This window comes from Neobacillus sp. DZ-9 (assembly GCF_059587065.1).
This window is the reverse complement of the sequence record NZ_JCAIOL010000004.1, coordinates 262,984-274,664: the sequence shown is the minus strand read 5'-3', so window position 1 is coordinate 274,664 and position 11,681 is coordinate 262,984. Positions and strand designations below refer to the sequence as shown.

The following is an 11,681-nucleotide window of genomic DNA, read 5'->3' as shown; positions in this document are numbered from 1 at the left end:
CTTATTAAGACTGCTTCTTATTTTCTAAATTCCTTTAGTTGATCATTAAGAACCTTTGTTTGTGTGTAAACTTGCTGATATATCCCAAAAAGTTTCTGATAAGTCTCTACATTTTCTTTAATAGGGTAATAGGTTTTAGATGTTTGGATAAATTCTTGGGCACATTCTTTTAATGAGGTAAACCAGCCGCATCCATATGCTGCGAGCATCGCTGCTCCCATACCTGGCCCTTGTTCACTGGTAAGCTTTTCGATTTTTGCATTAAAAATATCAGCCTGCATTTGCAGCCATGTCTCGTTTTTAGCACCGCCGCCAATTGAAATAATTGTGTTGATTGATTTTCCATTTTTTCTAAAAATTTCAATCGACTCATTTAAAGAGAACGTTATTCCTTCTAGGACAGCACGGGCGAAATGCTTTCTTTCATGAGAGGCATCAATGCCGATAAAGCTTCCTCGAATGTTCGAATCAGCATGTGGTGTCCTCTCACCAACGATATAAGGAGTAAAGACTAATCCATTACTGCCGGCAGGAACAGAATCTACGCCCTCTAAGAATTGATCAAATGCTTCCTGTTTGCCAAAAGTATCTTTAAACCAGCTTAAACTATACCCAGCTGCCAAGGTTACACCCATGGTGTAATAAGCGTTTTCTTCGCCATGATTAAAATAATGAACCATCCCTTCAAAATCAAGGTCATTTCTTTCTTCATACGAAAGAACAACACCAGATGTACCAATGCTGCTTAATGTTTTCCCTTCTGATAGAATCCCTGAACCGATTGCGCCGCACGCATTGTCAGCACCACCAGCAAACACCTTTGTTGCTTCTGATAGTCCTGTTGCTTGTGCAAACTCAGCAGAGATTGTTCCTACACATGCATGAGATTCTACTAATGGCGGGCAAAACTTTGGTGTAATGCCGAATAGATCTAATATTTCCGTGCTCCATTCCCGCTTGGCTACATTTAACATGAGAGTACCTGCCGCATCAGAGTATTCCATATGGATATTCCCCGTTAACCGATAACGCAAATAATCCTTTGGAAGTAAGAACACGCTTGAGCTATCAAAGATTTGAGGTTCATTTTCTTTAACCCAGAGAATTTTAGGCAGGGTAAAACCTTCTAACGCAGGATTCTTAGTGACCTCTAACAAATGCTCTTTGCCGACAACATGATAAATTTCTTGGCATTGTTTCGTAGTTCTAGTGTCATTCCACAAAATGGCATTTCTCAAAACCTGATTGTTTTGATCTAATAAAACTAGACCATGCATTTGTCCTGAAAAGCTGATTCCTTCAATATCCTTAACATCTCCACTAAATTGTTGAATGAGTTCCGTTATTCCCTCAGATGTTTTTTCAACCCATTCATTTGGATCCTGCTCACTATATCCAGATTTTTCAATTATTAAAGGATATGCTTTAGAAACCTCCTGGCAAACTTCACCCTTTTGGTTAACGAGTAAAATCTTTACTGCGCTTGTTCCAAGATCAACACCAATTACGTATTTCATGGTTATCCTCCTTTTCTAAAAAATGTGCTGGAGTAATAACTTCCAGCACATTTCTTGTTCATATTTTTTAGATATCTTAAACAGTCACGCTTGAAAGAGCTTCTAGAATATACTGATTCACCAATGCTTTTAAGCGTTCTGTTCTGCCTGATTGATTCTTAATTTCTGTTAATTGAAGGGCATATTCTTCTAATTCACGGAAGTTTGTATTGCCTTCGACAATATCTAAACCAATTCCTTTTGTATAGCTGCTATAGCGCTCTTCGATAAAGCTATCAAGAACTTTATCTTCAATAAGCTTGTTCGCTACTTTTAGTCCGATGGCAAATGCGTCCATACCAGCAATGTGTGCATGGAAAAGATCTTCCGCCTCAAATGATCCCCTTCTTACTTTCGCATCGAAGTTAAGTCCGCCTTTACCTAAACCGCCATTTTTCAAAATTTCATACATAGCTAATGTATTTGAATACAAGTCCGTTGGGAATTCATCAGTATCCCAGCCAAGCAGTGTATCACCTTGGTTAGCATCCACAGATCCAAGCATACCATTAATACGTGCAGTTCTTAGCTCATGCTCGAATGTATGGCCGGCAAGAGTAGCATGGTTTGCTTCAATATTAAACTTAAAGTAATCTGTTAAATCATATTTTTGTAAGAATGCTAGACCTGTAGCTACATCAAAGTCATATTGATGCTTTGTTGGCTCTTTTGGTTTTGGCTCGATTAAGAATGGAACATTCAGGCCAATTTCTTTCGCATAATCTACAGCCATATGGAAGAAACGTGCTAAATTGTCCTGCTCAAGCTTCATATCCGTATTTAAAAGAGTTTCGTAGCCTTCACGGCCGCCCCAGAAAACATAGTTTTCTGCTCCAAGTTCTTTTGCAACTTCCAAAGCCTTTTTTACTTTAGCTGCAGAGTATGCAAATACATCTGCATTACAAGAAGTAGCTGCACCATGAACATATCTTTGATTCGTAAACATATTAGCTGTATTCCAAAGCAATTTTGTCTTGCTTGTTTTCATATATTCTTTGATCATTGAAACAATAATATCTTGGTTTTCATTTGTTTCTTTTAATGTGCTACCTTCTGGAGCGATGTCAACATCGTGAAAAGCGAAGAATGGTACATTTAATTTTTCAAAGAGTTCAAAAGCAGCCTCTACTCGTGCCTTAGCTAAATCAAGACCACTTAAATGATTCCATGGGCGGATTGCTGTTCCAACGCCGAATGGATCTGTTCCATCAGCTGTGAATGTATGCCAATAAGCGACAGAGAAACGAAGGATTTCCTCCATTGTTTTCCCGTTTATTTTTTCTTCTGGATTGTAGTACTTAAATGATAAAGGATTTTTAGATGATGCACCTTCAAATTGGATTTTCTGAATGTTTTCGAAATAAGTCATGGGATTACTCCTCCTATAATAAATAGTAATAGATCCAAGAATGTAACGGCTTTCAAAACTTCAACCTTGTAATCTGAAACCCTAACTCTGATTTGATTATATCACCCTCAACTTAGTTTGTCTATCCAATAAACTAAGATTAATAAAAAAATATTATTTCTTTTTTTGAGATATGATTAATAGAATAAATGACTGTCTAGACTACCTAGACAGTCACTTTTCAAATTTATGCTTTTTGAGAGGCTGCCACTAAAGGCGATGATTTTTTACTTTCCTCAAGCCATAAAATACTTGTTACACCACGAGGATAGTACTTGCTGCCAATAATTTCACCAGCGAGAATTTGATCACTCCAGCTCCAAATAGATAAAGTTGGATGCGTTAACCAAGCAACATGCGCTGCATCTGCCTGTCCGCCCTTTTCATCCCATTCCAACCCAAGAATTTGGCGGGCAATAAACTGACTTAAGTAAATTTTACTCAGCCATGAATTATTACTAGTTGAAGAAATTTTCCATCCGCCATCTTCAAACAAACAAACTCCATCCGTAAGTACTGTTTCTAAATGCTTTTTCAATACCTGAATATAGGTGCCAAAGCGACCATTTGAATCTAGTGCTTCATGATTGTTTGTGTAATAAGGAAAAATAAGTCCCTCAATCGCTGGAATAATCTTAGAATCGTTTCCTTCTTTAATAACGGCTGGGATATAACCACCAGGAGTCATATGGCTGGCGATTGTCGCAGCACATTTGTCAGCTTGGCTGGCTGCAGCCTTTGACAATTCTTCAAGATTGTTATCGGCAAATAGCTTTTCGAGCGCAACATAAGATGCCCATGTCTTTCCTGCCAAGTAAATATTGTTTCTTGCCTGACCTAGTGAAACATCCAAGCTATCATAAGTTGTAATTTCAGCGCCGCCCATTACCCGTGTTGAATCGAGCCCCATTATTCCATCCCGCTTTTCTGGCTCCGGATGATCCCGGTTCAACATGCTTTCAAAACAGCGGACAAAAATAGCCAAATTGTCATTTAACCATTCATGATCCCCTGTTTGTTCCACATAAACGGAGGCACATAACACCCAGTTAACCAACTGTTCATAGGTCATATGAGAAAAACATCCGTCTAATCCGTAAAGCTCATACGACGAATAATGTGGACGGGAAACGGTATTAGCCACACCCATATCATGAGTAAAGCTGATTCCTCCAGGATGCTCCGTTTCATCACCAGGGAAACGTACTTTATCCTCATAGCTAAACCGTTTTACAAACATGTCTAACTCATTTTTAACGGTCCATGGATTCATCTTTAATTCAAAAAAGATTTGGTCAACGGTTAAGTCAAAGGTATTCATCATGCGATATTCGCCTTCATTCACTACCCAGAAAGGCTCGCCATCAACATCGAGCAATTGTGTACAACCATAATAGCTGCGGATAGAATGGGCCATCATGAATTTTTGATCTTCTGATAAATGTGCACCTGTTACTAAACCATTTGCTTCTTCAGCACGATTTTTGAACTGATCAAAATTCTCCAGCGCATAAACGGCAACTGATTCAATGTTTGGAAAATATCTAGTGTAATAATAAGATGCATCTATTCCTGCTGTTACATAACCTGAACGGTGGAAGCAAACGGCAAATTGGTAGGAACATTTTTCTCCTGCCGGAACATCCATTACTAGTGCTCCCAATGGTCCTAAGCCGAAGGTCCAATTTTCTTCAATTGGTGTTGTTAAAATGTTTTCAAGGCTGAAATGGAGCGCTGATTTCACGTTAGGATTGTTCGTTGTAATAGCTGTCAGACGGCCTTGTCCGACACCAGCTATCCCGTCACATGTGTCATCTAAACGACGCATCGAGCTATATGGATCATTGCCCTGGTAGCCAAAAAAGGCACGGCGGCTTTTCGTTCCTTTTGTATTATCGATGGTAAGCTCCGCCCAGACGGCAGGGACTAAGGCTGCTTTCATTTCTTCATCCGCAGCTGAAGAAGGATCTGGTACGGATTGGGCTTGAGAATAAATAGTAAAGGTTAAATCGCCTGCCTTCCATGTATCTGTACCTAATTGGAAATCACGTTTTATATCTTCTTTTGAGAAAGGGAAAATGATTTTTGGTTTATTTTGATCAGGATCCATATTTTCAATGTCATAACGCTTACTTTCATCCTCTACGATATCAAAAAAAGGAAGTGCTTCATAAATCCCTTCTCTGTCTATCGACTCGACTCCCACATATACATTTTTCCTGGGCGGCCGGCCAAGCTCTAAATCCAACCCGCCTCCATCACCGTAAAACCCAAGTGTAAAACTTGCAAAAGCACCTATTGGTGAATGATGTGCATTAAAAAATATATTTTTTACCAATTTGTTCCCCTGCTTTCTATTATTTAAATGTATAGAAATATTTCACTTTGGCATCAGCTGCTATAAAAAGTTAATTGAAAATTATTTTACCCTATTAATACTGCTGCCTTGCTTTCAATTGACTGATAACAGGCATCGATTACTCGCATATTTTGTAATGTATTTTCCGGAAGATAAGAGGGCTGGATATTTTCAATAATTGCTTTGGAAAAATGCTCAACTTGATTCTTATATTGGTCGCCAACAATTTTTTCAGTACGTTCTCCCTGTTCTGAATGAACCATAATAAGTCCCTCACTGCCATTTACATCTGGACGGTAGGCGCTTGGTACGGTTACTCGGCCTTTAGTTCCAATTACTTCATATTCTTGTCTAAAGGTCATATCAAAACTGCAATCAAACATTGCCTTTACTCCGTTTTCCAGCTTCATATAAACAACGGCTGATAAATCTACGCCCGATTGAAAATCAAGGTCAGCAAAGGCCTCCACTTCTTTGGGTTCTGATTTAAGGATATTGCGAATTGCGTGAATACAATAGCAGCCAATATCGAAAATGCTGCCGCCCCCCATCTCCTTTTTCATCCTGATATTCTCTTGCCTCTCTCCCAGGAAAAACGAAAAGCTGGCACGCATCAATTTGACCTCGCCAATTTCGCCAGATGCTAGGATTTCTCGAACCCTTTGATGCTGGGGATGAAATTGGTACATAAATGCTTCCATAAATAACACATTATTTTCTTTGCAAGCTTCTATTATTTCTTTTGATTCATTTGCCGTTAATGCGGCTGGTTTTTCACAGAGAACATGTTTTCCATGTTCAGCTGCTTTTGCTGCCCATTCCTTGTGTAGATGATTGGGCAGCGGAATGTAAACGGCTTCAATTTCCGGATCATTAAGTAGTTTCTCATAGCTATCATAATATTTTGGAATAGAATGTTCTGCAGCGACAGCCTTAGCTTTATCGCCTCTGCTTCCTATTCCCACAATCTCCGCATTTTCCGAACGCAATATAGCGGGGATTACTTGAGTAAGAGCGATATTAGCTGTACTCAAAACTCCCCAACGGACCTTTTTCATTGCTAACAGTCCCTTCGAATTGACATTTATATATGACTAACAGCCTAGAACATGGTTATTTTTCAATAAATCGTCTATAATTTTTTTATAGACATTTTAGAATATGAATAATTTCATTATATCACTTAGGTGTAAGTTTGTATATCAAACAAACAAAGTTTATGTTAAAATTGATATACTTACTATGTTAGGAGCGTTAAGAATGCAAACGATGACATGGAATCAGCATACAGTTAAAAAAAATAATAAATCCCTCGTTTTACAAATCATTTTGCAAAAAGAACCTTTATCAAGGGCAGATATTGCACAAGTAACAGGCTTAAATAAAGCTACTGTTTCTTCCTTGGTCAATGAATTATTAGAAGAAGAATTAATTTATGAATCCGGTCCAGGTGAATCCAGCGGTGGACGCCGCCCCGTCCTTCTTCATTTCAATAAAGTCGCAGGATATGCGATTGGAATTGATATTGGGGTTAATTATATTTTAAGTGTACTAACGGATTTAAAAGGAAATATCCTGCTTGAAAAAAATCAATTAATTCTGGATAACTCATATGAGACGGTTTTGGACCATGTGGTAAAAATGATTGGCACTTTAATAGAAGAAAAGCCAACTAGTAAATACGGAATAGTTGGGATTGGAATTGGTGTCCCTGGCATTGTCGATAAAAAAGGGACCATTCTGCTAGCTCCCAATTTAAATTGGAGCGACATTTCCTTGAAAACAGCGATTGAAGAAAAATTCAATATACCTGTTATCATTGAAAATGAAGCAAATGCAGGTGCATATGGTGAAAAACAATTTGGAGCGGGTCAAAATTTTCAAAATATCATTTATGTAAGTGCCGGGATCGGTATCGGGGTCGGTATTATCTTAGATGATAACTTATATCAAGGAAAAAATGGATTTTCCGGAGAAATGGGGCATATGATTATTGAGGTAAACGGCAGGCAGTGCCGCTGCGGCAGTAAAGGGTGCTGGGAAACATACGCCTCTGAACACGCATTGATAAATGTAGCAAACCAAAAGTATTTATCATTGGAGTTGCTGATTGAATTAGCTGAAAAAAATGACCCTAGTGCCTTAGCCCTGTTTGAAGAAATTGGCAATTATCTCGGGTATGGAATTAATAATATTATTAATACGTTTAACCCTGAGCAAGTCATTATTGGAAACCGGCTGGCAAAGGCTAAAAAGTGGCTGGAGCAGCCTATCCGAAAGGCGATTGAAACCCATACGCTTCCTTTTCACCGAAAAGAAATGCAATTACACTTTTCACAGCTTTCCATCTTTTCTGCTGCTTTAGGTGTTTCCGCATTTGTGGTAGAAAGTTTTATAAAAGACGGTGTAGAAGCTTCTTAAATCCTTATCCAGATTCCTATGTAAAAGATATTAGTAACTATAATTTTAAAAATCAGCTCCAGGGTATTGGAGCTGATTTATTTAATTTGAGATGGAAGCTTATATTTTAAAATTTTTAAATAGTTTGATGAATTTTTTTGTTTTATTTGTTTATCATATAAACTAAGTATAAATAAAATTTGTATAACTCTCAAACAAATTCTCCTAGTTTTTTCATTAAATTATTTTGAGGCATTGATAAATGTTAGAAATTCCACTGTAATACTCTATGACTGAAAACTATCCATAAAAAAGTTAGTTGTTCGGATATACAAAGTTAACTCATTTCAGCTATAATAAATATGTAAATCTTACATTATTTAATGGAGGGATATTATGAAAAAAAATTCAAAACCTAATGAACCTATAGTTACGCACATATTTACGGCAGATCCTTCTGCCCATGTATATGAAGGAAAAATTTATATATATCCTTCTCATGACCTTGATCATGATGAACCTTCCAATGATAATGGTGATCAGTATAAGATGGAAGATTACCATGTTTTATCTATGGATAATGTAAATTCACCATGTGTAGACCACGGTGAAGTGCTACATTTAAGAGATATTCCTTGGGCAAGCAAACAGCTTTGGGCACCTGATGCGGCATACAAAAATAACACGTATTATTTATTTTTCCCTGCAAGAGATAAGGATGGCATTTTCAGAATTGGCGTCGCGACAAGCTCAAGTCCTGCAGGACCTTTTACACCAGAGGAAAATTACATTCCCGGCAGCTTCAGTATTGACCCGGCTGTGTTAACGGATGATGATTCAAAAGCCTATGTTTATTTTGGCGGCCTTTGGGGTGGACAGCTGGAAAAGTGGCAGACAGGAACATTTAATCCAGATGCCGAAGGTCCGGCTCCGACAGAACCGGCATTAGGACCAAGAGTAGCTGAACTAAGTGATGATATGCTTACATTTAAAAGCGAACCGCAGGAGATCTCCATTGTTGATGAAAATGGAAATCCGATTCTTGCAAGTGACGAAGACCGGAGATATTTCGAAGGCCCATGGGTTCATAAATACAATGGTCTTTATTATCTCTCCTATTCTACGGGAACAACCCATAAAATAGTTTATGCAGTTAGTGAAAATCCACAAGGCCCATTTGTGTTCAAAGGGACGATTCTAACACCTGTCATCGGCTGGACCACTCATCATTCGATCGTCCAGTTTAAAGATAAGTGGTATCTGTTTTATCACGATTGCTCGTTATCCGATGGCGTCGACCATAAACGATCTGTGAAATACACGGAACTGAAATATAACGAGGACGGAACGATTCAAACAATAGACCCTTATGGGGATAATAATTAAATTGAAAGCTGGCTTCATTTGTTGAAGCCAGCTTTCTTATTAATAAATTTTGGTTAGGCTTATTGAATGGAGAATACCTATTTCCATGCTTATCGTGGTTGTCATTTACTTTACTTTTTCCGAAAACAATAGAACTTAAAAAAATGGCTCAGTTGAATCCTGATCCTTTCGGTTGCATATTATTTATTTAATTTTACAAGTAAACAATCCATCCCCCCAGGTCGCTTCCGGCCCGTTATGAATTGGGGTGATTTCCAAAACTTTTTCCATATTTGTAATAATGATGGGGGTAATGATTTCTTTGTTTTTGCTTTTTAAATACTCTAAATCCACATTCACCAGTGGGTCGCCGATTTTAATAGTTGATCCGCTGCCAACCAGTACTTCAAAACCTTCCCCGTTCAATTCAACGGTTTCCAATCCAATATGGATAAGTATTTCTAGCCCGTTTTTTGTCTTGATTCCAATTGCGTGTTTAGTAGGAAAAACCTGAATCACTTGACCGTTTACAGGCGAAACCATTTTTCCGCTCTTTGGTACAATGGCAACGCCATCCCCAATTAGTTTCTGTGCAAAGACAGGATCCGGCACCTCTGATAATAAAACAATTTCGCCGTCCATAGGTGAAAATACTTCTTCTACTAAACTCTTATTATTCTTAAATAGATTTTTAAACATGATAATACCCCTTTATCACCTAATGATTCTTTGATCTTGACGATTCATAAATTCTTCTACTTCTTCGATGGAGAATTGGTTGCAGTCTCCAAAAATGGTATGCTTTAAGGCTGCCGCAGCTGTTGCAAAAGAAACGGTATAATCAAAATCGTGTTTTGAAAGAATTCCATGTAAAATTCCTGCTGAAAATGCATCGCCGCCACCGACACGATCAATGATTGGCGCGATGTAATGTTTTTTTGACCTGTAAAGCGCCCCATTACTCCATAGGGTTCCAACCAATGTATGGTCACTAGATGAGTTGATTTCCCGTAAAGTAGAGTAAAACACCTCAATGTTAGGATAAATCTTGTTTATTTGTTCGTAATAATAAGAAAGGTCATCAAGTTCGTGCTCCTCAATCCCTAGAAGGTTGATCGCATCCAGTTTTCCGACGGAACAATAATCGACGTAGGGAAGCAAGGTCGCCAATACTTTTCCCGCTTCAGTGTAACTCCATAATTTTCCCCGATAATTCATATCGAAACTGATTTTAACATGACGCTTTTTTGCTTCTTTTATTAAATGATGCGTCATAGTTGCCCAACCCGCTGACAGCGCTGGTGTAATGCCGGAAATATGAAATAACTCAACATCACGAAATAGCTCATCCATTGACCACTCCAGCCGCTCCATCTCTGCGAAACTGGAGTGAGCACGATCATAAATGACAGAAGAAGAACGTTCCCCCACGCCATTCTCCAAATAGTAGCTTCCCAAACGAGCTCCCCCAAATAGCAAAAATTCAGTTGAAACCCCAAAACGCTTTAAATGTTTTTTTACAGCATGTCCAAGGGGATTATTGGGAACTTTGCTTGCGAAGGATACTTGATGGTTGAAATTAGCCAAGCTAATCGCAACATTAGCCTCAGCACCACCATAAATGACCTGCAATTGTTTCGCTTCGCTTAATCGACAATCATTACTGGTAGATAACCGAAGCAGAATCTCTCCCAAAGTTAAAACGCTTCTCATCCGTTTGTCTCCTTACCGGTTAAGTATAAAATGTTCAAATGCATAAGCCACTCCATTTTCAGCATTCGACAGTGTTACAGAATCGCAGAGCTCTTTTACTGTAGGATCAGCATTCCCCATGGCAATCGATAATCCGGCTGCTTCAAGCATAGGAACATCATTAAAGTTGTCACCAATGGCCACGGTATCTGCCAATGGAATACCAAAGTATTCCGCAACCATTTTGAGTGCATTACCTTTATTACCGTTTTGATCCATGATTTCAAGGTTCCAGGGACCTGAAGAAGTGGTAACGATCCCTGAAATTCCATTGAGATAGGCGGTTAACTCCGTTTTTTTCTCTCCATCAAAGATGGGCACAAAGAATTTTTGAACCGATAAGTCGTTCCTGTCCATTAATTCTTGATAATCATCAAAATAATTGAGGAGATCCGATTTCTGCGGCTGTTCAGTGATCCGTTTATAAAGGTCATCCGACATCCCTTCGATTCTTTTTCCTTCGAGAGTAAGAGCCACTCGTTCTGACCAATCGGAAGGTACAAAGATTCCCTTACTTGTGTAGACGCGATAAGGAATCCTCTTCTCATCTAATTTGTCTGCTATTTGTGCAACGTTTTCCATATTCATAGAAACATTGGCTAAAAGCTTTCCTTCTGCTTGTACAAGCGTTCCATTGCTTCCGGCAATGGGACAGGAAATATCACATTTTTTTAGAATTTGTTCGATATCCTCAGGGGCGCGGCCCGAGCAGATCATAATAATGTGCCCCTCGTTTTGCGCCTTTTGGAGCGCCTGAAGATTCTCATTTGTAATGTTATTTTCCAAAGACAATAATGTACCATCTAAATCGATTGCAATAAGTTTGATAACATTCACCCTC

Annotated in this window: 9 protein-coding genes; 2 read left to right on the top strand and 7 right to left on the bottom strand. The window is 38.6% G+C overall.

Annotation, left to right across the window (positions count from 1 at the left end):
- Positions 1-17 precede the first annotated feature (17 nt).
- From xylB to AC59HZ_RS13115, 4 genes are all read right to left on the bottom strand, one after another.
- Positions 18-1,517: a xylulokinase gene (gene xylB, locus AC59HZ_RS13130; protein ID WP_496546267.1), complete on the bottom strand. Its 1,500-nt coding sequence runs from the start codon at positions 1,515-1,517 to the stop codon at positions 18-20.
- A gap of 76 nt (positions 1,518-1,593) precedes the next feature.
- Positions 1,594-2,925 carry a xylose isomerase gene (gene xylA, locus AC59HZ_RS13125; RefSeq protein WP_496546266.1) on the bottom strand — a complete coding sequence of 444 codons (1,332 nt, stop codon included), beginning with the start codon at positions 2,923-2,925 and terminating at the stop codon, positions 1,594-1,596.
- Positions 2,926-3,151: 226 nt separating this feature from the next.
- Entirely contained in the window at positions 3,152-5,302 is a 2,151-nt protein-coding gene (locus AC59HZ_RS13120; RefSeq protein ID WP_496546265.1) for a glycoside hydrolase family 52 protein, read from the bottom strand.
- An 86-nt stretch (positions 5,303-5,388) separates the two neighbouring features.
- A complete protein-coding gene (locus AC59HZ_RS13115) occupies positions 5,389-6,381 on the bottom strand; it encodes a Gfo/Idh/MocA family protein (protein WP_496546264.1) in 993 nt (330 codons plus the stop codon).
- 202 nt (positions 6,382-6,583) lie between these two features.
- On the opposite strand from AC59HZ_RS13115, the gene AC59HZ_RS13110 reads away from it, so the two are divergent.
- Both AC59HZ_RS13110 and AC59HZ_RS13105 read left to right on the top strand, forming a co-directional pair.
- Positions 6,584-7,744 (top strand): ROK family protein, encoded by a 1,161-nt coding sequence (locus tag AC59HZ_RS13110; RefSeq protein WP_496546263.1) that lies wholly within the window; start codon positions 6,584-6,586, stop codon positions 7,742-7,744.
- A gap of 375 nt (positions 7,745-8,119) precedes the next feature.
- Positions 8,120-9,109 carry a glycoside hydrolase family 43 protein gene (locus AC59HZ_RS13105; RefSeq protein WP_496546262.1) on the top strand — a complete coding sequence of 330 codons (990 nt, stop codon included), beginning with the start codon at positions 8,120-8,122 and terminating at the stop codon, positions 9,107-9,109.
- Positions 9,110-9,292: 183 nt separating this feature from the next.
- On the opposite strand, the gene AC59HZ_RS13100 is transcribed toward AC59HZ_RS13105, so the two are convergent.
- From AC59HZ_RS13100 to AC59HZ_RS13090, 3 genes are read right to left on the bottom strand one after another with little or no spacing between them, the layout of a single operon-like run.
- A complete protein-coding gene (locus AC59HZ_RS13100; protein ID WP_496546261.1) occupies positions 9,293-9,787 on the bottom strand; it encodes a PTS sugar transporter subunit IIA in 495 nt (164 codons plus the stop codon).
- Between the two features lie 15 nt (positions 9,788-9,802).
- Positions 9,803-10,801, bottom strand: coding sequence for a PfkB family carbohydrate kinase (locus tag AC59HZ_RS13095; RefSeq protein WP_496546260.1), 999 nt, complete (start codon positions 10,799-10,801; stop codon positions 9,803-9,805).
- A 12-nt stretch (positions 10,802-10,813) separates the two neighbouring features.
- Positions 10,814-11,677, bottom strand: a complete 864-nt coding sequence (locus tag AC59HZ_RS13090; protein WP_496546259.1) for a Cof-type HAD-IIB family hydrolase — start codon at positions 11,675-11,677, stop codon at positions 10,814-10,816.
- Positions 11,678-11,681: the final 4 nt, after the last annotated feature.